Source organism: Microbacterium sp., assembly GCF_017305435.1.
Classification (GTDB): Bacteria; Actinomycetota; Actinomycetes; order Actinomycetales; family Microbacteriaceae; genus Microbacterium.
In genome coordinates this window covers 352722-372689 of record NZ_JAFKIP010000004.1, presented here as the reverse complement: position 1 = coordinate 372689, position 19968 = coordinate 352722, and the positions used below count along the sequence as shown (strand labels likewise).

General features: G+C 69.7%; 18 protein-coding genes. 6 read left to right on the top strand and 12 right to left on the bottom strand.

The features are described from left to right. Positions 1-63: 63 nt before the first annotated feature. A complete protein-coding gene (locus J0I43_RS07875; protein WP_292861580.1) occupies positions 64-540 on the bottom strand; it encodes a GNAT family N-acetyltransferase in 477 nt (158 codons plus the stop codon). Positions 541-732: 192 nt separating this feature from the next. Here J0I43_RS07875 and J0I43_RS07870 point away from each other — a divergent pair, with 192 nt between their 5' ends. Next, positions 733-2145 carry an HNH endonuclease signature motif containing protein gene (locus tag J0I43_RS07870; RefSeq protein ID WP_292861577.1) on the top strand — a complete coding sequence of 471 codons (1413 nt, stop codon included), beginning with the start codon at positions 733-735 and terminating at the stop codon, positions 2143-2145. 112 nt (positions 2146-2257) lie between these two features. Here J0I43_RS07870 and J0I43_RS07865 read toward each other — a convergent pair whose 3' ends face one another. The 3 genes from J0I43_RS07865 to J0I43_RS07855 form a co-directional block, all read right to left on the bottom strand. Further along, complete coding sequence (locus tag J0I43_RS07865) at positions 2258-2671, bottom strand: hypothetical protein (protein ID WP_292861574.1); 414 nt, start codon at positions 2669-2671, stop codon at positions 2258-2260. Positions 2672-2678: 7 nt separating this feature from the next. Further along, complete coding sequence (locus J0I43_RS07860) at positions 2679-4244, bottom strand: Rieske 2Fe-2S domain-containing protein (protein WP_292861570.1); 1566 nt, start codon at positions 4242-4244, stop codon at positions 2679-2681. Between the two features lie 107 nt (positions 4245-4351). Next, on the bottom strand, positions 4352-7300 hold the full coding sequence (locus J0I43_RS07855) for a DEAD/DEAH box helicase (protein WP_292861567.1): 2949 nt from the start codon (positions 7298-7300) through the stop codon (positions 4352-4354). 33 nt (positions 7301-7333) lie between these two features. Between J0I43_RS07855 and J0I43_RS07850 the strand changes: the two genes are divergently transcribed. After that, positions 7334-8374: a DUF2207 domain-containing protein gene (locus J0I43_RS07850; RefSeq protein ID WP_292861564.1), complete on the top strand. Its 1041-nt coding sequence runs from the start codon at positions 7334-7336 to the stop codon at positions 8372-8374. Positions 8375-8398: 24 nt separating this feature from the next. On the opposite strand, the gene nusB is transcribed toward J0I43_RS07850, so the two are convergent. The 3 genes from nusB to J0I43_RS07835 form a co-directional block, all read right to left on the bottom strand. Beyond that, complete coding sequence (gene nusB, locus J0I43_RS07845; RefSeq protein ID WP_292861561.1) at positions 8399-8809, bottom strand: transcription antitermination factor NusB; 411 nt, start codon at positions 8807-8809, stop codon at positions 8399-8401. Positions 8810-8823: 14 nt separating this feature from the next. After that, a complete protein-coding gene (efp, locus tag J0I43_RS07840) occupies positions 8824-9384 on the bottom strand; it encodes an elongation factor P (protein ID WP_292861558.1) in 561 nt (186 codons plus the stop codon). Positions 9385-9448: 64 nt separating this feature from the next. Next, a complete protein-coding gene (locus J0I43_RS07835) occupies positions 9449-10060 on the bottom strand; it encodes a TetR/AcrR family transcriptional regulator (protein ID WP_292861555.1) in 612 nt (203 codons plus the stop codon). A 69-nt stretch (positions 10061-10129) separates the two neighbouring features. Here J0I43_RS07835 and J0I43_RS07830 point away from each other — a divergent pair, with 69 nt between their 5' ends. Next, positions 10130-11599 (top strand): MDR family MFS transporter, encoded by a 1470-nt coding sequence (locus J0I43_RS07830; RefSeq protein ID WP_292861552.1) that lies wholly within the window; start codon positions 10130-10132, stop codon positions 11597-11599. Here the strand turns inward: J0I43_RS07830 and J0I43_RS07825 are convergent. After that, positions 11565-12023 carry a type II 3-dehydroquinate dehydratase gene (locus J0I43_RS07825; protein ID WP_292861549.1) on the bottom strand — a complete coding sequence of 153 codons (459 nt, stop codon included), beginning with the start codon at positions 12021-12023 and terminating at the stop codon, positions 11565-11567. The two genes, J0I43_RS07830 and J0I43_RS07825, sit on opposite strands and share 35 nt — an antisense overlap. Positions 12024-12036: 13 nt before the next feature. Continuing rightward, a complete protein-coding gene (locus J0I43_RS07820; RefSeq protein ID WP_292861546.1) occupies positions 12037-13878 on the bottom strand; it encodes a bifunctional sugar phosphate isomerase/epimerase/4-hydroxyphenylpyruvate dioxygenase family protein in 1842 nt (613 codons plus the stop codon). 85 nt (positions 13879-13963) lie between these two features. Between J0I43_RS07820 and J0I43_RS07815 the strand changes: the two genes are divergently transcribed. The 3 genes from J0I43_RS07815 to J0I43_RS07805 all read left to right on the top strand — a co-directional run bounded on the left by J0I43_RS07815 (position 13964) and on the right by J0I43_RS07805 (position 16972). Next, positions 13964-14584 carry a TetR family transcriptional regulator gene (locus J0I43_RS07815; protein WP_292861543.1) on the top strand — a complete coding sequence of 207 codons (621 nt, stop codon included), beginning with the start codon at positions 13964-13966 and terminating at the stop codon, positions 14582-14584. A gap of 109 nt (positions 14585-14693) precedes the next feature. Next, positions 14694-15590, top strand: a complete 897-nt coding sequence (locus J0I43_RS07810) for a shikimate dehydrogenase (RefSeq protein ID WP_292861540.1) — start codon at positions 14694-14696, stop codon at positions 15588-15590. Positions 15591-15652: 62 nt separating this feature from the next. After that, complete coding sequence (locus J0I43_RS07805) at positions 15653-16972, top strand: MFS transporter (RefSeq protein ID WP_292861537.1); 1320 nt, start codon at positions 15653-15655, stop codon at positions 16970-16972. 168 nt (positions 16973-17140) lie between these two features. Here J0I43_RS07805 and aroB read toward each other — a convergent pair whose 3' ends face one another. From aroB to aroC, 3 genes are read right to left on the bottom strand one after another with little or no spacing between them, the layout of a single operon-like run. Further along, positions 17141-18226, bottom strand: coding sequence for a 3-dehydroquinate synthase (aroB, locus tag J0I43_RS07800; RefSeq protein ID WP_292861534.1), 1086 nt, complete (start codon positions 18224-18226; stop codon positions 17141-17143). Further along, positions 18223-18756: a shikimate kinase gene (locus J0I43_RS07795; RefSeq protein WP_292861531.1), complete on the bottom strand. Its 534-nt coding sequence runs from the start codon at positions 18754-18756 to the stop codon at positions 18223-18225. The genes aroB and J0I43_RS07795 overlap by 4 nt, the downstream gene beginning before the upstream one ends. Beyond that, positions 18753-19964: a chorismate synthase gene (gene aroC, locus J0I43_RS07790; RefSeq protein WP_292861528.1), complete on the bottom strand. Its 1212-nt coding sequence runs from the start codon at positions 19962-19964 to the stop codon at positions 18753-18755. Before aroC ends, J0I43_RS07795 begins: the two co-directional genes overlap by 4 nt. Between the last annotated feature and the right edge of the window lie 4 nt (positions 19965-19968).

Here is a 19968-nt window from a genome sequence, read left to right as displayed (position 1 = left end):
ACCGGATCGCGTCGAGGTCACGGTGCGGTGGTTTCTTGGTGATCGTCAGGAGCAGAATGCACGTCATCGCCGCATGAGTTCAGTCCTCGTCGAGAGAGCGCGCGACCACGCGACTTCCCGACCCAGTTGCCCCGTCTGCTGGAACAGTCGAACCTGATGCGTGTCCGCCAGCGCTGCAGCGAGTTCATCACGATCAGCGGACTCGAAACCGAGGCTCTGCCAGAAAGGCCCAGAACGACGACTGAAAAGCCAGGCTCTCATCGCACCCTCTTCAGCCGCACGCTCAAGCGCGAAGCTCGCGAGGGCACTGCCTCGGCCACGCGACCGGCGCGTCGGGGCGACTGCCACGCTCCGGATCAACGCATGGTACCCATCATCACTGATCTCGTACCCCGTGCTGCCGACGATCCTGCCGCTCTCGTCGCGCTCGATCCAAAGCCGCACGCTCGGCGCGTCCAAACCACTCAGGGTGAGATCGACTTCGCTCAAGAATGTCGTCAGCGCACCCACATCGACTACCCGGCACAGCTCGAGATGCACATCACAAGTCAACCACTCGAGTCCGTCTGAACGTGTCGAAAGACAAAGGCAGGATCCGTCCCCATTCGCGATCGTCGAACGGTCGCAGCTCTCGGAGATGAGGCGAGTGTCATCAAGATGGACTCCGATAAGTCCGTCGATCTGGTCTTTTCCTGGCCCTCAATGTCGGAGGCCCTCGTCACAATGGAGGGTATGGACCTCCTCACCGCTCCGCTCGACGACCTGCTCGCGCAGGTCGCGGAGGTCCTCGATACCGGCGTATCGTGCCGGGCGCTGCAGTGTGCGACCGAGGTCGAACTCGCGGCGCAGGTGGCGGCGATCGGTCGGCTCGGACGACTGCTCGAGGCGCTGACGGTGGACGCGGTCGGCGAAGTGGAGCGCCGCTCGGAGGGCGCGGTGCGCGACGAGCGGATGACGTCGCACCTGGGATGCCGTGACGTCACCGAACTGCTCCAGACGCTGACCGTTGCCGCGCCGCGGACAGTGACCCGGTGGCAGCGTGCCGCGAAGTCCGTCCGGCCGCGGATCTCCGACATGACCGGCGAGCTCCTCGATGCCGAGTATCCCGCGGTGCGCGAAGCGATGCTCGACGGAGCGATCGGGGTCGACGGCATCCTCGCCATCACCGACGCCCTCCAGGCCGCCGCGCCCCGCATCTCCGCGGAGGTGCGGGAGGAAGCCGCGGCGATCGTCGTCGCGGAGGCGCGTGGGGAAGGGCCGGACGGAGCGCCTCCCGCGTGTGCAGCGCTGCTGCGGATCCATGCGCAGACCTGGGCCCTCGCCCTCGACCAGGACGGCGCCGAACCCCGCGAACGCGCTGCGGAACGCAAGCGGTCTCTCCTTATCGGTACCGCGACGCAGCACGGTGTGCCCGTGCGGGGCATGCTGCTCCCCGACGTCGCGGCGCAGTTGCAGACGATCTTCGACGCGCACCTCGCTCCGGCCGTCGCCTTCGACGACCCGTACGCGACGGATGAGAGCGGTGAGCTCGTACCCCTCCCGGCACGGGATGACCGGACGAGAGCACAGAAGCAGCACGACGCCCTGGCCTCCGCGCTCTCCGTTGCGGCATCGAGCGGTCTGCTCCCCACCATCGGCGGGGCTGCGCCGGTTCTCGTCGTGTCGGTCGACGCGACGGACCTCGCCGACGACCTCGGACACGCGCACGCCGACGCGTGCGAGAGCCCGCTCAGCATCGCCGCCGCGCGTCGGATCGCGTGCACGGGTGTCATCCAACGCGTGACCACCGCAGCGAACGGGCGGATCGTTGGGATCGGGAACGAGGAGAGGGTCTTCAACCGGCATCAACGTCGCGCCATCGCCCTGCGCGACGGCGGGTGTGTCATTCCCGGCTGCGGCGTGCCGGCCGGGTGGTACGAGATCCACCACGTCACCGAGCACGCTCGCGGCGGGCCGACTCACACGGACAACGGGGTGCTCCTGTGCTGGTACCACCACCGGTTCCTCGACCGATATGGGTGGGGTATCCGGATGAACGCGGGCGTGCCCGAAGTGAAGGCGCCATCGTGGCACGGCACGGGTCACCGGTGGCGGGCGGTCACGACCTCGCCGGTGCGACTCAAGATGCGCGTGCTCCGTATGTGATCTCGATACACCCGCCGCTGCGCGGCGGGCACTCGATCACCGGGTCGAACAGCCGCTGCGCGGCAAGCACTCGATCACCGGGTCGAGCAGCCGCTGCGCGGCTGGCACTCGATCACCGGGTGGGCACGGGCTCGAGCACGAGCCGTACAAGTGCACGCGCCCCGGTCAACGCGAAGACGAGCACTGTCACCGACCAGAACCCGCCGAGGCTGACGGCATCGCCGAAGAGCGCGTCCTCGAGCCACAGCAGCACGAACTTGCTGCCCGGCAGGATCAGGATGAGCATGACCAGCGATACGACCCGCTGCGCACGGGTGGATGCCGCGGCGCGCCGCGCGAGGACGGCCTTCTTGACCTTCAGGATCACCTCCAGCACGAGCTTGAGCATGATCGCGGTCAGCAGCGACGTCGCGAAGCTCTCGCTCACGACACTCGGGAAGAACTGCGCCGCGAGGTTCAGCACGATGACGTAGACGAAGACGTCGACGAGATGCAGCGGATCGAGCATCCGCCGGCGCGATGTCACGACGACGTCACGACGCCGCCGCGGCGGCGGTCTCGACGATCCGAGAGGAGCGGATCGGGTGCCCGGGTGTCGTGAGGCATTGGCCGGACGCGAGGTCCCACTTCCAGTCGTGCAGGGCGCACGTGAGCACCCCGTCCTCGATCTTCCCGGTCTTCGTCAGATCGGCGCGCAGATGCGGGCACCGGCGCTGAACGCTCCAGCCATCGATCTCGGCATCCTCGGTCTGATCCGACTGCTCGGCGTACCAGTTCTCCACGTACTCGATCCGGTCGCGTGAGAGGCATTTGAGGAACGTCGTCAGGAACTCGTTGAACTTGCCCGAACGCCCCACCTCGAACTGCATCGACAGGAAGATCGAGTTCGACCAGTCGATCTCGTGATCGGCGATGTTCGTCGAGACGAGATCGGCGGGAATCGTGTACCAGTAGATGCACTCCTCCCCCGCGTACTCCCGCACCTTCGCCTTCGGGAAGTCGACGATCATGTCGAGTTCACCGATGCGGAATCGGACGTTGCCGCCGACGCCCATCCGGATCGTGCGGGCGCGTCGCAGCAACGGCTCCCACCACTCCTTGATCGCCGCGAGCATCTCGTCCGGGGGCAGGACCTCGGCGCGCCGAGCAATCTCCGCCGTGATCTCGCCCTGGCGCGAGTCCCGCTGGGATGCCAGGTAGTCCCACTTCTCGTCGAAGATGTGGTCGATCTCCGCCGACGTGTAGAGCGTCTGCGTGACGGTGAGCTCGCCCCCCGTGATGTCGACCTGGGTCCCGGGGACGAACTCGTACCCTTTCTGCTCCGGCCGCACCTCGCGCATGTGCGCGAGGAACTGACGCTGATCGGTGAAGATCGACTCGTTGTCCAGGCCCAGGCCGTTGTAGCGGAAGAGGTCCTCGCGCAGGAACATGGGTGGGCCTGCCATCGGGAAGACGTGCTCGGCATCCACCTTCTCGATGTAGTACATGGCGCGCTTGTTCTGCGCGTCGCGCTTGAGCTGCGCGAAGTTCTGCTTCGCCGCCAGCTCGAGGTCGTAGACCATCGGCCACCAGATCGCTCCGGACACCTGCGTGAAGTAGGCATCGGGCTTCGAGAAGCTCAGCAGCTTCTCGAGATCGAGCGGGTGAGAGTCGTTCTGATTGAGGATGGATGCCGTGCCGTCGTCCACCGAGAGCGACGAGTCGCCGATCGGGCCGTCGCTCGGCGCACGCAGCGGCGTCACCATGATCTTCAGGCCGTTCTCGTACTCCAGCGTCTCCCCCGGTTGCGTGTAGACGATGTTCTCGTAGCCGAGCGCGCGGATGTCCACCTCGAGATCGTCCGTCGGGTACGCGGGCAGGAGCACACGGATGTCCTTCGGCACGTAGCGCTCGAGCAGCGCCCCGTCGAAGTGGTCACGGTGCCGGTGCGAGATGTAGAGGAAGTCGGCGCGCCCGAAGCGCTCCCAATCGAGGCCGCGGTTGTCGGGGAACGGGAACCACGAGCCGAAGAAGCTGGGGCCGATCACCGGGTCGCAGAGGATCGAGCCGCCGGTCGTCTCGATGAACATGCCGGCGTGACCGAGACCTGTGATGCGCATGGGTGACCTCCTGGCAGGGGCGGGCGACGAGCGACGACGAGTCTACGCGGCGGCCCGGGCTCGATCCTGGCGGCGGGCCGGGAATAGCGCGCGTGTGTTCGCGACCATCACGGCTCGAGAAGCCCCCGGATGTCCTCCGCCGTGAGCGCGCGGGCGAGCGCGTCGTCGTCGCCCACGACAGCCCGGAAGAGGCGCGCCTTGCGCTGCTGCAGCGCGAGCACCTTCTCCTCGATCGTGCCGCTCGCGATCAACCGATACACCGTGACGGGGCGGGTCTGGCCGATCCGATGCGTCCGGTCGACGGCCTGCGCCTCGGCGGCGGGGTTCCACCACGGATCCAACAGGAACACGTAGTCCGCCTCCGTCAGCGTGAGCCCGAACCCGCCCGCCTTGAGGCTGATCAGGAACACCGGCGCGTCGCCGTCGCGGAAGCCGTCGACGACCTCCGCGCGCCGCCGCGTCGAGCCGTCGAGAGAGGAGTACGCGATGTGGTGCGCGTCGAGATCGGCGCGCACGAGGTCGAGGAACGAGGTGAACTGGCTGAACACGAGCGCGCGGTGGCCTTCGGCGGCGAGCTCGACGAGGCGCTCCCGCAAGGCGTCGAGCTTGGCCGAACGGATGCCGCGGGAGCGAGCCTCGTCGGCATCCACGGCATCGACGAGGAGCGGCGAGAGGGCCAGGCGGCGCAGGAGCGTCAGCGAGCGGAACACGATGAAGCGGTTGCGATCGAGGTCGTCGAGCAGGCCCAGAACCTTCTGCCGTTCACGCTGCAGCACAGTGTCGTACACCGCGCGGTGCGCGGCGCTGAGCTCGATGCGCAGCTCCTGCTCCTGCCGCGGCGGCAGCTCGGGGGCGACGCGCTCCTTCGTACGCCGCAGGACGAAGGGACGCAGGCGCGAGCGCAGCCGTGCGAGTCGGGCCGCGCGGTAGCTCGATCCCTCCTCGTTCTCGGGGACCTTGCCGCGCTCGATGGGTTTCACGTAGTCCTCGCGGAACCGGCGCGCGGACGCGAAGAGACCCGGGCACGTGAGCGAGAGGAGCGCCCACAGCTCGGTGAGCGAGTTCTCCAGCGGTGTGCCGGTGACGGCGATGACCGTGTCGGCGCGCAGCCGCTGAACCGCGCGATGCTGGCCGGTCGCGGGGTTCTTCACGAACTGCGCCTCGTCGAGCACGACCAGCGCCCACGAGCGGGCTGCGTACGCGTCCTCGTCGAGGCGGAGCAGTCCGTAGGACGTGACGATGACCTCCGCGTCGATGTCCTCCAGCCGCGTTCGGGCCTTCCTGAGTGTGGCGTCCTGCACGTGGACGCGCACGTCCGGCGTGAACCGCGCCGCCTCGGCCCGCCACGTATCCATGACGGATGTCGGCGCGACGACGAGGAAGGGCCTCCGTTCGCCTGTCTCCCGCGCGTGCGCGAGGAGCGCGAGCACCTGCAGCGTCTTTCCGAGACCCATGTCATCGGCGAGGATGCCTCCGACGCGGTGACGCCACCACAGCGCGAGCCGATCGAACCCCTCCTGCTGGTAGGGACGCAGCTGCGCCGTCAGCGCGCGCGGCACGGGCGTCCGCGCGCTCGGGGCGCTCGCGCGCAGCGCCTCGACGGCGGCCCGCCACGCGACCGCCGGCTGCGCCTCGTCCGCGAGGTCCTCGAACGCCTCCCACAGGGGCACCTGATAGCGGCTGACGCGCGGCCCCGTCTCCCACTCGGCGAGTTCAGTCGCCTCGTCGATGAGGTCGCGAAGACGGTCGAGGGCGGGATGGGCGAGCGAGAAGTAGCTCCCGTCGAGGAGGAGGAGCTTCTTCTTGCGCAGGGCGAGCGCCGTGAACAGCGGCGTGAAAGGGATGCTGCGCCCATCGATCTCGACGAGGACGCCGAGGTCGAACCAGTCGGGTTCTGCGCTTTCGACCGTCTTCACGGTGATGCGCGGATCGCCGCGCAGCTCACGGTACTCGCGGCGCCGCCCGCGCGTCTCCACCCGGACGTGGTCGCCCTCCTCCACGGCGGGGAGGATGAGCGCGGCGAACTCCGCGGCATCCACTCCGTCCAGCTCGGCGCTGGGCGCGAAGGCGATGTCGGGCGCGCGGCTCCATGCCTCGGCGACCGCGGCCCGCAGGTCGCGCTCCACCAGGTCTCCCTCGCGAACCGCACCACATGGTTCGCGATCGGAGCCCTCGCGCACCCACTCCAGCCGATACGTCAGCGCGTCACCCTCCCCGAATGCGACCGTCACGACGAGCGTCGTCGGGTCCGGCTCGGGGAGCACGACCCCGGGCCCCAGGAGGACCGTGTTCTGCCTGCCCAGACGCGGCAGCGCTTCGCGCGCGAAGTCACGCACGTCGGCGGCGGGCACGGTGACGCCGCCCGGTGCGGAGAGCAGCGCGCACACGCCCTCGCCGAGGTCGGCGGCGGCGAGAGTGAGGTGGATGCCGCTGCGCTCCGCTCGCGCGGCATAGAACCCCGTGCGGCCGACGGGATGCACCGTGCGGGGATCGAGGACCGTCTCCCCCACCGCGATCTCCGCTTCCAGCCGCAGCGCGCCGCGTGACTCCGAGCGCACGCGCACCGCTGCCGTCGCCTGCGCAGCCATACGCACCGTCTGACCCTTGCCCGCCGGGACGATGGGGATCTCCCGCGCGGATGCCGCGTCCAGGTGCGCCCAGACGAGCGGCGAGGTCACGGCGTCGAGGGTGACCCAGTCGGAGTCGTCGCGAAGCCCCGCGAGCAGGCGGGCGTCGTGCGCGATCCCGTACAGCTCCACGAACCACTCGCGCTGCGCGCGGGCGAATGCCCCACCACCGCGGCGGAGCAGGTCCCACGAGACCCCGGAGCGCGCCCACGCCGCGGTCTGCTCGCGCCGCGCGAGCGGCCGGAGGCCGACGAGCAGCTCCGCTCCGGGGTCGTCCCCCGTGAGGTCGCGCGCCGTCGCGACACGGACCCGGCGGGCACCCCAGTGCGCCGCGGCGGCCGATTCGCGCACGCGCAGCTCGACACCGAGCGCGAGCTCGTGCACGGGGTCGGCAGCCGCCGGCAGCAGGACCGTGCGCCAGGAATCCATGGCATCCATCCTGCCCGTCCCTACACTGGGCGGGTGCTCATCGCGACCGCGCTCGCCCTCATCGCCGCCGTACTGCTCGTCTGCGCGCTCGTCGCACGCGTCCGCGCGACGGCCCTGCCACGATCGATCGTCGTCGAGTACTCGCCGATCCAGCCGCCGGCGCGATCCGCCGATGTCGTGGACGACGCGATCCTCGCGGGGCGAGAGCGGCGCGCCGTCGCGGCGGGCCTGCTCCAGCTCGCGACGACGGGCGCGGTGCGCCTCGTCGCCGACACCGGGCCGCGCGGACGCGCCGCCGTCGGCGTGGAACTCGTCGACGGCGCCGACCTCACCCCTGCCGGAGCGGAGCTGCTCGAGGCGCTGTTCGGCCCGGGGCATCCCCGTGAGAGGGTCCGCCGCTTCTCGAAGGACCGTCGCGCCGTCGCCCGCCGGGTGCGCGCGTACGTCGACCGCCGCGCCGCCGTCCTCGCGCGGCGCGGACTGCTGAGCCCCCGTGTCACCCGTGCCCGCCTCACCGTGCGGGTCGCCGCCGTCCTGCTGCTCATGATCGCCGTCCCCGCCGCGGCCCTCACGCTCGTCGCCGGCGTCTGGGCGCCGGGCATCGTGTGCGCGCTCGCCGTCCTCCTGCTCGCACTCGCGTTGTGGATCGTGCCGCCCGGCGAACGGCGCGCACCGACTCCCGATGCCGAGCCGCGGCGCACGCACCTGGACGGTCTCCGCCAGTACCTGACGCTCGCCGAGACGGATCGCCTGCGCGTGCTGCAGTCACCGAGCGGTGCGCTGACCCGTCAGGGACCCGTCGAGACGTTCCTCCTGCACGAGAAGCTGCTGCCGTGGGCCGTCGTGTTCGGCGTCGAGCGCGCATGGCTCGCCCACCTGAAGATCGCCTACGACGAGCTGGATGCCACGAGCCTCAGCGCGCTCGGCGAGGTCGCTGCCAGCACCCTCGACATCCTCCAGGTCGCGGACGCGCTCGGCGGGCTCGTCGAGATCGGGTTCGCCGTCGGCGACCTCATCGGTGCCGGGGGCGATGCGCTCGACATCGCGGGCGGCGTGTTCGACGCGCTGCCCTGAGCCCCGTAAAGAGGCGGCGACGACTCAGCCGGCGCGATCGATGCGCGCCAGCACGCCGTGCACGAACGAGCCCGAGTCATCGGTGGAGAACTCCTTCGCGAGTTCCACCGCCTCGTCGATCGCGACGGCGGTGGGGACCTCGTCGTTGAAGAGGATCTCCCACACGCCGATGCGCAGGATCGCGCGATCGACCGCCGGCATCCGTTCGAGCTTCCAATCGCGGGCGTGGGTCACGATCTGCTCGTCGATCGCATCCCCGTTGTCGATGACGCCGTCGACGATCTCACGTGCGTACAGCCACGACGCCTCGCGGGCCGGCTCGCTCGCGGCGCGCTTAGCCTCGGCGGCGAGGGTCACCGCGAGCTCATCGCCGCGGATGTCGGACTGGTACAGGATGTCGAGGGCGCGCTTGCGCGCCTTGGAACGTGCGCTCATGCGTCAGCGCCGCGTCAGTTGACGCGGCCGAGGTAGTCGCCCGTGCGGGTGTCGACCTTGACCTTCGTGCCCTGCTCGACGAACAGCGGCACCTGGATCTCGTAGCCGGTCTCGACGGTCGCGGGCTTGGTGCCGGCCGATGAGCGGTCGCCCTGGAGGCCGGGCTCGGTGTAGGTGATCTCGAGGACGACCGAGGCGGGTATCTCCACGTAGAGCGGGTTCTCGTTGTTGAGCGCGATCTGCACCTGCTGGTTCTCCAGCAGGAAGTTCGCCGCGTCGCCCACGGTCGCCGCTCCCACCGACAGCTGGTCGTAGTTGTCGACGTCCATGAAGACGAAGCTGTCGCCGTCGTTGTAGAGGTAGGTGAAATCGCGGCGGTCGACGCTCTCGATCTCGACCTTTGCACCCGCGTTGAATGTGCGGTCGACGACCTTGCCGGTGAGCACGTTCTTCAGCTTGGTACGCACGAACGCGCCGCCCTTGCCGGGCTTGACGTGCTGGAACTCCACGACGCTCCAGAGCTGTCCGTCGATGTTGAGGACGACGCCGTTCTTGATGTCTGCGGTGGATGCCATGAGTGTGGAGTTTCCGTTCGTGTGAGGTCAGCGGGCCCGTGCACGCACGACCCAGCGCTCTATCTTACGCGAAGCCCGTCTCACCCGCGGGGCGCACCAGCGGCAGGAACACCTCGTCCACGATCGCCACGAGGTCCTCGTCGGGCAGCGCCGCCGCCGTCATCAGCAGATCGTGTCGGAACAGATCCATCGCCACCGTGCGCACTCGCGCGGTGAGGCGGGCGGGATCGGCCTCGCCGCGGATGATCCCGCGCTCGAGGATGATGTCGACGCTGCGCCCGGCGACCTCGCCGAACGCGTCCGCGCGCACATCGGCGAAGGTCCGCCCGGACTCGGCGTAGTAGGCGCCCATGAACACGCTCAACAGCGGTGCGACAGTGCTGCGCGTCGAGTTCGCCTGCCGCAGCGCCGCGAGCATGTCCCCGCGCAGCGATCCCGTGTCTTCGGGGTCTCGCCGCCCCTGGTTCAGTCCGTGCTTCAGCGTCGCGCGCAGCAGCGCGTCGCGGTCGGGCCAGCGCCGGTAGAGCACTGAGCGGCTCGTGCCTGCGCGCTCGGCGACGGCGTCGATCGTGAACCCGGCGTAACCGGCGTCGAGCAGCTGCTGCCAGCCTGCGTCGAGGATCGCCTCTTCGAGCTGGCGGCCGCGTCGGCGTTTTGCGGGGTTGTCAAGATCCATTTGTGTATCTTATTTCACCGGCGTAGACTCCCGCAATTAGATACATCAATGCACCTTAAGAAGGATGCCATGTCGGTGAACCCCGTCGCCTCGTCCGACTCCACAGCCGCCGTACCCCGGAGCGCGATCGTCACAGCCCTCGTGCTCGTGGTCGGCGGCCTCGCCGTGATCTTCGACTCGACCATCATGAGCATCGCGCTGAAGACGCTCGCGGCCGACCTCGACGTCCCGATCACCACGATCCAGTGGGTCACCACCGGATATCTTCTGGCCCTCGGCGTCGCGATCCCCGTGGTGGGCTGGGCTCAGTCGCGGCTCGGCGGCAAGCGGCTGTGGATGATCGCGCTGACGATCTTCCTCCTGGCATCCATCGCCTGCTCGCTCTCGTGGGATGCCACGAGTCTCATCGCGTTCCGCATCGTCCAGGGCCTGGGCGGCGGACTCATGATGCCGCTCATGGCGACGCTGGCGATCCAGCAGGTGCCGCGCGGCGCGAACCTCGGCAGGCTGATGGCCACCGTCAGCCTGCCCGCGGCGCTCGGCCCGATCCTCGGCCCGGTCGTCGGCGGACTGATCCTCGCGTGGGCGGACTGGCGCTGGCTGTTCTGGGTGAACGTGCCCTTCTGCGTGATCGGGCTGCTGCTCGCCTGGAAACTCATCCCCGCAGATCCGCCGCACGACCGCGTGCGGCTGGACGGGATCGGCCTGCTCCTGGTCTCACCCGGGCTCGTCGGCATCCTCTACGGGCTCTCGAACGTCAGCCAGGACGGCGGCTTCGGGCGCGCCGACGTGTGGGCACCGCTCGCGGCGGGGCTCGTCCTCACGGTCGCGTTCGTCCTCTTCGAGACTCGCACCGCCCGCACGGGCCTGATCGATGTGAGCCTGCTCCGGCGACGCTCCGTCGGAAGCGCCTCGGCAGTGATGTTCCTCTCCGGAGCATCCCTCTACGGGTCGATGCTGCTGCTTCCGCTGTTCTTCCAGGTCGTGCACGGAGTCGATGCCCTCGGCGCGGCGCTCCTCCTGATCCCGCAGGGCGTGGGTGCACTGCTCAGCCGCACGCTCGCCGGGCGGCTCACCGATGCGATCGGGGCGAAAATCGTCGCGGTCGCCGGCTTCGTCGTGATGGGCGCCGCGACCGCGCCCTTCGCGCTCGCCGACGCCTCGACGAACCCATGGTGGCTGGCCGTCGTCCTGGGGTTGCGCGGCTTCGGCATGGGCGCCGTCATGATCCCCGTGATGTCGGTCGGCTTCGTGGGTCTCACCCGGGAGGAGGTGCCGCACGCGAGCATCCTCACGAGGCTCGCGCAGCAGCTCGGCGGCGCCTTCGGGACCGCGCTGCTCGCGGTCATCCTCGACTCCGCCGTGGCCGGCGCGACCGATCTGAACGCACTCGCCGACGGTTTCGACGTCGCCTTCTGGTGGGCGGTCGGCTTCACCGTCGTCGCGATCGCGGTGTGCTTCGCACTCCCCTCGAAGCCGCCGTCTCCCCCGTCCGCCGAAGCGGTCAGCCTTCCGCGCGCCCCGCGATCACGTCGATGAGCAGGCCGACGGCGCGGGCGTAGCCCGCGATGCCCTCCCCGATCACGTGCACGGCGGCGACATCGTGCACGTACGAGTGGTGACGGAACTCCTCCCGTTCGTACACGTTCGAGATGTGGACCTCCGCGACGGGTAGCGCGACGCCGGACAGCGCGTCGCGCAGGACCACGGAGGTATGCGTCAGACCGCCCGGATTGATGACGATCCCCGCGCACGCCGTGCGCGCGGCGTGGATCGCATCGAGCAGCACCCCCTCGTGGTTGCTCTGTACCGCGGTGACCTCGAACCCGCGTGCAGCGGCGGCATCCGTCACGAGGCGCTCGACATCGGCGAGCGTGTCGTGTCCATACGTGGCGGGCTCGCGGATTCCGAGCAGGTTGAGGTTGGGCCCGTTGACGAGCAGGAGGCGGCGCGGCGTGGTCACGGTCGGCACCTTATCAGCGCCCCGCGCCCGCCTGCCGCGAGCCGCGCTGCGCGGTGAGGCGGATGCCCGCATTGCCGGCGCCGAAGCCGTCGTACGCACCGCGCCGCTCCACGAACTCCCAGAACACCTGCCCGACGGTCGCGGTGTACGCCTGCAGGTACTCGCCATCCCCGTCGCGGTCGTAGGCGATCGACAGGTCACGCAGCTCCGCGAGGAACGCGGGATCCAGATCGAACCGCGCCTCGAGGTCGTCGTAGTAGTTCGGCGGCATCCGCAGCGTGTCGAGCCCGCGCTCCCGCGCGCCACGCACCAGCGCCCGCACGTTGTCGCACGTGAACGCGATGTGCTGCGGCAACGCGCCGTTGTCACCGTGGCCGGCAAGTGCGGGCGGCGCGACGTTGAGCGGCAGTCGTACGCGATCACCCATCGCGCTCGGCGGCCCCGCGAGGACGCGGCTCTGCACGAGGCCATCCGGGCTCGGGACCTCCGTCGCGCTCTCGGCGCGCAACCCGAAGGCGGCCGTGTAGAAGAGCACGGTCTCGTCGATCTCCTGCCACGGCTGGGTCATGCTCACGTGGTCGACGCCCCTGACGACGGGCGGTCGAAGCTGCTCGCCATGCTCGAACTCCGCCGTCCACGCGGGATCGCCGGCGTCGGATGCCTGCGTCCAGAACACCTCGGTGCCACCCGGAGCGACCGCGGCGTCGAGGCGCTCCTCGCTGGCGTACGTCCTCCGCCATGCGCGCGGTGCGCCCAGCTGCGCGAGGCGCCGCGAGACGGCGGCCGCGTCATCCACTTCGAATCCGATCGCGGCGAGGTGCGGGACCGCGCCGCGCGCGTGCTGCTCGTTCAGCACGATGCGTGCCCGCCCCGACGTCCACAGGGTCACCGGCTTCGTGCGGTGCCGACCGCGGGAGGTGAATCCGAGCTGCGCCAATTGCACTTCGATCGCCGAGGTGTCCTCGGCCTTGATCTCGACGAAGTCGACGCCCGACGGCGCAGCGGAGTCCGGCAGCATCGACAGGCCCGGGAGGTCCGGGAACGCGCGCGCGACGGCATCCTCGAGCCACTGCAGCGCACGGTGCGCATGCTGCGCCGTGCGCGCCGCGTCGGTCTGCCGGAAGGTGTCGTTGAAGACCTCGAGCGACCACGGCCCCGTGTACCCCGCGTGCAGCACGTGCCCCATGAAGTCGACGAGATCGAAGCTGCCCTCGCCCGGGAAGAGGCGGTGATGGCGGCTCCACGAGAGCACGTCGAGCTCGAGTCGCGGCGCGTCGGCGAGCTGCAGGAAGAAGATCCTCTCCCCCGGGATGTCGCGGATCGCCGCTGGATCGTGCCCGCGCGAGAGAATGTGGAACGAGTCGAGGCACACCCCGACGGCGGGGTGGGCGGCGAGCTCGACGACGCGCCACGCACGGCGATAGTCGTCGATGTAGCGGCCCCACGCGAGGGCTTCGAACGCGATTCGGACGCCATGCCGCGCCGCAGCGTCTCCCAAAGCACGCAGCTGCGCCGCGCTCGTGTCGTCGTCATCGATCGTCGCAGTGGCGACGTTGCTGCAGCACAGCACCGTGCCGATCCCCATCCGCGCCGCGAGGGCGAACTTCGCGTCGGCGCGGCGGAGGACGCGCGCGAACTCCTCGGCATCCACCCCTTCCACATCGCGCAACGGCTGGAAGAGATCGAGAGTGAGCCCGAGGCGCTCGGCGACGGCGCGGATCTCGTCCGGGCTCTCGGGGGCGGCGATGAGGTCCGGCTCGAAGACCTCGACCCCGTCGAAACCGGCGGCGGCGCATGCGTGGAGCTTGTCGACGAGCGTTCCACTCACGCACACCGTGGCGATCGAGGTTCTCATGGCGGCAATGTACCAGGTGGTACATTGCCGCGGAAGAGCGTCGCGCCTCCCGAAGGCTCTCTCCCGCATCGATATCCTGACTCTCGTGGCCAGCCAGCAACGCGACGCGGAGCGCACCCGAGCAGAACTCCTCGCCGTCGCGACGGAGGTCTTCGCCGAAGACGGCTATTCGGGAGCGCGCGTCGACATCATCGCGGAGCGCACCCGCACGACGAAGCGGATGATCTACTACTACTTCGGCAGCAAGGAAGGTCTCTATCTCGCCGTCCTCGAGAACGCGTATCGCGGCATCCGCGAGGCCGAGCGTGCGATCGACGTCGCTCACACCGACCCGCGCGCAGCGATCCGCGAACTCGCCGAGCTGACCTTCGACCACCACGTCACACACGACGACTTCATCCGTCTCGTCTCCATCGAGAACATCCACCGCGGCGAGTTCATCCGCCGCATCGACTCCCTACGCACGCTCGGCCAGCCGGCGATGACGATACTCGAGGGCATTCTCGATCGCGGGCGCTCGGCGGGCGTCTTCCGCACCGATGTCGATGCACTCGACGTCCACCTCGTGATCAGCGCGTACTGCGTCTTCCAGGTGGCGAACCGGCACACGTTCGGCTACCTCTTCGACGTCGATTTCGACGCTCGTCGCGCGCATCTGCGTGCGCTCATCGGCGACGTCGTCGTCTCCTGGCTCAGCGCCCTCTGACCACCGCGCGGCAGGGCCGTGAAAAATCTCTTGACGTCGCGAAGGCATCCATGCTTCACTCTGAACGTACCAGTTAGTACATAACTGGATCGTACGAAGGAGTACCACCATGGCCGATGCTCGCCCGAGCGACCGCCCGTACCTCGTGGGGCTCGTCGGCAACGGCGTCACGCCGTCCCTGACACCGCCGATGCACATGGCCGAAGCGCAGGCCCTCGGCATCCCCTACGTGTACCGCCCGATCGACCTCACGGCGCTGGGCCTCTCCCCCGACACCATCGGGGACGTCCTCCACTGGGCCGAGCATCTCGGATTCGACGCCCTCAACATCACGCACCCGTGCAAGCGGCTCGTACTCGACTACCTCGATCGCGTCGATCCGGTCGCGGCAGCGCTCGGCGCGGTCAACACCGTGCTGCTGACCCCCGAGGGGCGGGTCGGGTTCAACACCGACACGACGGGCTTCGCCGCCGGATTCGTGACGGGCCTGCCCGACGCCGCGACCGACCGCGTCGTCCAGCTGGGCGCCGGCGGCGCCGGATCCGCCGTCGCGGACGCCCTCCTGCGCATCGGCGTCGGCCGGCTCACGATCGTCGACGTCGACGCGCGGCGCGCCGCCGAGCTCGCGGCGGATCTGGGGGGCCGTCACGGCGGGGAGCGCGTCGTCGCCGGCGCCCTCCCCGACCTGTCGACGCTTCTCGACGCCGCCGACGGCGTCGTGCACTGCACGCCCACCGGGATGGCGGAGCATCCCGGCATCCCGTTCTCGGCGCAGCTGCTGCGCCCGGAACTCTGGGTCGCCGACATCGTGTATCGCCCGTTCGAGACCGAACTGCTCCGCGCCGCCCGCGCCGTCGGAGCGCGCACGCTCGACGGCGGGCGGATGGCCGTGTTCCAGGCCGTCGATGCCTTCGCCCTCATCACCGGGGTCCACCCCGACCCCGACCGCATGTCCGCACACTTCCACACCCTCGTCGGCGCCGACCACGAGATCCTCACCCGCTGAACCCCCACCCGCTGAAGGCCCCACCCACCGAAGGCCTCACCCACTGAAGGAGAAATGCCACCATGTCCGCCACCGCAACGACGCGGAAAACACCCGTGAAGGCCGCCGTCGCCTCTTTCATGGGCAGTGCCGTCGAGTACTACGACTTCTTCCTGTTCGGCTCGGCCGCCGCGCTGATCTTCCCGACCGTCTTCTTCCCCTCCGGAGATCAGGCCGCGCTCGTGATGTCGTTCGCCACGTTCGGCTTCGCCTACATCGCCCGCCCCGTCGGCGCCGTGATTCTCGGTCACTTCGGTGACCGCATCGGCCGCCAGAAGGTGCTGATGTTCACACTCGTCCTGATGGGGCTGTCGACGTTCATCATCGGCTGCCTGCCCGGCTTCGCCCAGATCGGATGGGCCGCCCCCGCGCTCCTCGTGCTCTGCCGCCTGATGCAGGGGCTCTCCGCGGCCGGCGAGCAGGCCGGCGCATCGTCGCTCACTCTCGAGCACGCGCCTGACGACCGTCGTTCCTTCTTCACCTCGTGGACACTGACCGGGACGCAGGGCGGCCAGATCCTCGCGGCGCTCATCTTCATCCCCGTCGTCGCGCTGCCCGACGACATCAAGTACACGTGGGGCTGGCGCATCCCGTTCTGGCTGAGCGCCATCGTCGTGCTCGTCGCCTATTTCATCCGCCGCTCGCTGCACGAGACGCCGGAGTTCGAGGATGCCAAGGCCGAAGGCAAGATCGCGCGGATGCCTCTCATCCCACTGTTGCGCGATCATTGGCGTGACGTGCTGCGCGTCATCTTCTGCGCGTTCATCGCCGCGGTGTCGACCGTGTTCGGCAATCTCGCTCTGGCCTACGGCAAGCAGGTGGGTCTCGCCGAGAGCCTCACTCTGTGGCTCGTGGTCGTCGCGAACATCGTGGCCCTGGGCACCCAGCCGGTGTTCGGAAAGCTCGCCGACCGGATCGGACGCAAGCCGGTCTTCATCTACGGCGCGGCGGCGTCCGCGGTGTTGATGCCGTTCTACATGTTGTCGATGAGCAGCGGGAACACCATCCTGACGTTCGCGCTCGCGGTGCTCACGTTCTCGTTCGGCTACGCCGCCGCCAATGCCGTATGGCCGTCGTTCTACGGCGAGATGTTCTCCACCCGCGTACGTTTCTCGGGCATGGCGATCGGGACGCAGCTGGGGTTCCTGATGGCCGGTTTCGCGCCGTCGATCGTCACCGCCCTGGGCGGCGTCGCACCCGGCGGCTGGGTCGTGATCTCCGTGTTCACCGCCGTCATCGCCCTGATCGCGATCGTGAGCGCCGCCACCGCCCGCGAGACGAAGGACATCCCGACCGCGGAGCTCGGCCTGCGGACCCAGGAGCGTCAGCTCGTCGACGCCTGAGGCGAGGCGGATGCCGCGCCCCACACAACCCGCCCACCCCTGACCATGTCCCAATGGTGGTCGGTTTCCCCCTCGGAAACCGACCACCATTGGGACATGCGGTGCCGTAAGTGGGACGAGCAGCGCGTGGGCTCAGGCCGCTCAGGCCGCTCAGGCCGCTCAGGCCGCTCAGGCGGAGGCGACCTCTTGGTAGGCGGCGAACAGGAGCGACTCGTCGGGGGCTTGCAGCACCGTGGGCTTGCCGATCTCGTCGAGGACGATGAACCGCAGCATGGATCCGCGGGTCTTCTTGTCGCGCTGCATCGTAGCGAAGAGCTGCGAAAAGGCGCCCGCGCGGTAGCTCGTCGGCAGCCCGAGCAGCTCGAGGATGTCGCGATGGCGCTGAGCGGCGGCATCCGACAGGCGCCCCGCGAGTCGGGAGAGCTCGGCGGCGAACAGCATGCCGATCGAGATCGCCGCGCCGTGGCGCCATTGGTAGCGCTCCGCATGCTCGATCGCGTGCCCGAGCGTGTGGCCGTAGTTCAGCACCTCGCGCAGCCCCGCCTCACGCAGGTCCTCGCCGACGACGCGCGCCTTCATTTCGATCGCGAGCTCGATGCAGCGACGGAACGCGGGGCTGCGCGGATCGACGACGGCCTCGGGGTCCGCTTCGATGAGATCGAGGATCTCGGGGTACCAGATGAAGCCGGCCTTCACGACCTCGGCGAACCCCGCGACCCGCTCGTTGCGGCTGAGGGTGTCGAGCAGGTCGAGGTCGCAGATCACCGCGCGCGGCGGCCAGAAGGCGCCGACGAGGTTCTTGCCCTCGTTGGTGTTGATGCCGGTCTTGCCGCCGACAGCGGCATCCACCATCCCGAGCACGGTCGTCGGCACCTGGACGACGGCGACACCGCGCAACCACGTCGCGGCGACGAATCCGGCGAGGTCCGTGACCGCTCCCCCGCCGAAGCCGATGACGGCGTCGCTGCGGGTGAAGTCCGCCTGGCCCATGACCTGCCAGCAGAACGCGGCGACCTCGACGCGCTTGCCGGATTCGGCGTCCGGGATCTCGGCGAGGAGGACCTGCCGGTCGCCCGATGCGACGAGGCTGTCGCGCAGGGCCGTCGCCTGTGCGGTGAGCGTGGGCGGGTGCACGACGAGCACCTTGCGCGCCGATTCGGGGAGGGCCGCGGCGACGTCACCGAGGATGCCGCGGCCGACGCGCACGTCGTAGGGCGCGTCGCCCTCGACGCGGATGATCGTCGTGTCGGTCACGAGTGCTCTCCTTCGTTGTCGTCGCGGGCGTCGTCGCCGACCCACTCCACGATGCGCGTCACGATGTCCGCCAGCGGGCCGGTGGACGCGTCCAGCGCGAGATCGGCAGCCTCTTCGTAGAGTGCGCGGCGCTCCTCGTAGATGCGGATCCACCGCGCCACGGGGTCTTCGCCGGCCAGCAGGGGGCGATCGGTGCCGCCGATCCGCGAGCCGACGATGTGGGGCTGCACCGTCAGCAGGACCACGCGATGACGCCGCAGGTCCGCACGCGTGTCGGCGTCGAGCACCGCGCCGCCGCCCAGCGCGACGACACCGCCGGATGCCAGGGCCTCACGCACCGCGGCACGTTCGAGCGCGCGGAAATGCCCTTCCCCGTGGGCGAGGAAGAGCTCCGGGATCGGTCCGTGGTCGCGGACGACGATCTTGTCGGTGTCCGAGAAGGGACGTTGGAGGGCGCGCGCGACGCGTCGACCCACGCTCGTCTTCCCCGCCCCCATCGGCCCGATGAGGACGATCGCGCGCTCGGTCATCCGAGCGCGTCGTCGCTGTCCGCCGCGCTCCGGAGCGCGGACGGGATCGTGGCGAGGTACGACTCGAGGTTCCGGCGCGTCTCCGCGACCGCGTCGCCGCCGAACTTCTCCAGCACTTCGCCGGCGAGGACGATCGCGACCATCGCCTCGGCGACGACGCCGGCCGCCGGCACGGCGCAGACGTCGGAGCGCTGGTGGTGCGCGGTCGCGGTCTCTCCGCTCGCGACGTCGATCGTGCGCAGCGCGTGCGGCACGGTCGCGATCGGCTTCATGCCGGCGCGGACGCGCAGCACGGTGCCCGTGGACATGCCGCCTTCGGTGCCGCCGGCGCGGTCGGAGGAGCGCGTGATGCCCTCGTCCGTCGCGAACAGCTCGTCGTGCGCGACCGAACCGCGGCGACGCGTCGTCTCGAACCCGTCACCGACCTCCACACCCTTGATCGCCTGGATCGACATCAGCGCCTGCGCGAGCCGTCCGTCGAGGCGTCGGTCCCACTGCACGTGAGAGCCGAGGCCCGGCGGCAGGCCGTACGCGAGTACCTCGACGATGCCCCCCAGCGTGTCGCCGTCGCGCTTCGCGGCATCCACCTCGGCGACCATGGCCGCGGAGGTCTCGGCGTCGAAGCAGCGCAGCGGATCGGCATCCAGCGCGTCGACGTCGTCGGGAGTCGGCACCGGGCGCCCGGCCGGGACCTGGACGGGCCCGATCGAGAGCGTGTGCGACACCAGACGGATGCCGAGCTCAGCGAGGAATGACCGGGCGATGGCGCCGAGCGCGACGCGCGCCGCTGTCTCGCGCGCACTCGCGCGCTCGAGGATCGGGCGAGCCTCGTCGAACCCGTACTTCTGCATGCCGACGAGGTCGGCGTGACCGGGCCGCGGACGGGTCAGCGCCGCCCCGCGACCACGCGAGCGGTCGGTGAGCTCGACGGGCTCCGCGCTCATGACCTCGGTCCACTTGGGCCACTCGGTGTTGCCCACGCGCAGGGCGATCGGGCTGCCGATGGAGAAGCCGTGGCGGACGCCTGCGGAGATGGTGAGGTCATCCTCTTCGAACTTCATCCGCGAGCCGCGACCATAGCCGAGCTTGCGACGCGCGAGGTCGGCCTGGATGGCCGCTCGGGAGATCGGGACGCCGGACGGCAGACCCTCCATGAAGGCGACGAGTTCGGGGCCGTGCGATTCGCCGGCCGTGAGCACGCGGAGCATCCCT

Coding starts and splice junctions, on each gene's coding strand:
- J0I43_RS07870 (WP_292861577.1), top strand. CDS start 733: ATGGACCTCCTCACCGCTCCGCTCGACGACCTGCTCGCGCAGGTCGCG.
- J0I43_RS07860 (WP_292861570.1), bottom strand. CDS start 4,244: ATGCGCATCACAGGTCTCGGTCACGCCGGCATGTTCATCGAGACGACC.
- J0I43_RS07855 (WP_292861567.1), bottom strand. CDS start 7,300: ATGGATTCCTGGCGCACGGTCCTGCTGCCGGCGGCTGCCGACCCCGTG.
- nusB (WP_292861561.1), bottom strand. CDS start 8,809: ATGAGCGCACGTTCCAAGGCGCGCAAGCGCGCCCTCGACATCCTGTAC.
- efp (WP_292861558.1), bottom strand. CDS start 9,384: ATGGCATCCACCGCAGACATCAAGAACGGCGTCGTCCTCAACATCGAC.
- J0I43_RS07835 (WP_292861555.1), bottom strand. CDS start 10,060: ATGGATCTTGACAACCCCGCAAAACGCCGACGCGGCCGCCAGCTCGAA.
- J0I43_RS07830 (WP_292861552.1), top strand. CDS start 10,130: ATGTCGGTGAACCCCGTCGCCTCGTCCGACTCCACAGCCGCCGTACCC.
- J0I43_RS07820 (WP_292861546.1), bottom strand. CDS start 13,878: ATGAGAACCTCGATCGCCACGGTGTGCGTGAGTGGAACGCTCGTCGAC.
- J0I43_RS07810 (WP_292861540.1), top strand. CDS start 14,694: ATGGCCGATGCTCGCCCGAGCGACCGCCCGTACCTCGTGGGGCTCGTC.
- J0I43_RS07805 (WP_292861537.1), top strand. CDS start 15,653: ATGTCCGCCACCGCAACGACGCGGAAAACACCCGTGAAGGCCGCCGTC.
- J0I43_RS07795 (WP_292861531.1), bottom strand. CDS start 18,756: ATGACCGAGCGCGCGATCGTCCTCATCGGGCCGATGGGGGCGGGGAAG.
- aroC (WP_292861528.1), bottom strand. CDS start 19,964: ATGCTCCGCGTGCTCACGGCCGGCGAATCGCACGGCCCCGAACTCGTC.